Origin of the sequence: Streptomyces griseorubiginosus, assembly GCF_017614965.1 — a bacterium.
Taxonomy (GTDB): domain Bacteria; phylum Actinomycetota; class Actinomycetes; order Streptomycetales; family Streptomycetaceae; genus Streptomyces; species Streptomyces griseorubiginosus_B.
Genome location: NZ_WVUG01000701.1, coordinates 1 through 733, shown reverse-complemented (window position 1 = coordinate 733; position 733 = coordinate 1). Strand labels below are relative to the sequence as shown.

The 733-nt window shown below is 75.2% G+C and carries 1 protein-coding gene; it reads left to right on the top strand.

The features are described 5' to 3' along the window. Nucleotides 1–678: SDR family oxidoreductase (locus tag GRC12_RS44845; RefSeq protein ID WP_208786140.1), on the top strand; the 678-nt coding region annotated here is incomplete at its 5' end. Between the last annotated feature and the right edge of the window lie 55 nt (nucleotides 679–733).

Here is a 733-nt window from a genome sequence, read left to right as displayed (position 1 = left end):
GCCGAGGCCTTCGTGGAGGCCGGGGCGCAGGTGGTCGCCTGTGCGCGACGGCCGCCCGAAGTGCCGGTCGAGGGCGTGGAGTTCAGCCCGCTCGACCTGCGCGACCCACCCGCCGTACGTGCCTTCTTCGGCGCGCTGCCCCGGCTCGACGTCCTCGTCAACAACGCGGGCGGCGCCCCCTACCGCAAGCTGGCCGACGCGGACGCCGAGCGACACGCACGGGTCGTCGAGCTCAACCTCCTCGCCCCGCTCACGGCCTCCCTCGCCGCGTACGAGCACCTGCGGCGGGCCCGGGGAGCCGTCGTGATGATCGGCAGCGTCAGCGGCAGCCGGCCCTCGCCCGGCTCGGCGGCCTACGGGGCGGCCAAGGCCGGGCTGGAGAACCTCGCCCGCTCGATGGCCGTGGAGTGGGCACCGGAGGTCCGGGTCAACACCCTCGTCGTCGGCATGGTCCGCACCGAGCTGGCCCATCTGCACTACGGCGGCGAGGACGGCGTCGACGCGGTCTCCCGCACGGTGCCGCTCGGCCGCCTGGCCACCCCGGCCGACGTCGGCGCGGCCGCCGTCTTCCTCGCCTCCGACGCGGCCGCCTACATCAGCGGGGCGAGCCTGCTGGTGCACGGGGGCGGGGAGCGGCCGGCGTTCCTGGATGCCGCAACTGCCAACAAGGAGACGTGAGATGAGCGGAATCTGCGACGGACGGGTCGTCGTCGTCACCGGGGCGGGCAGGGGC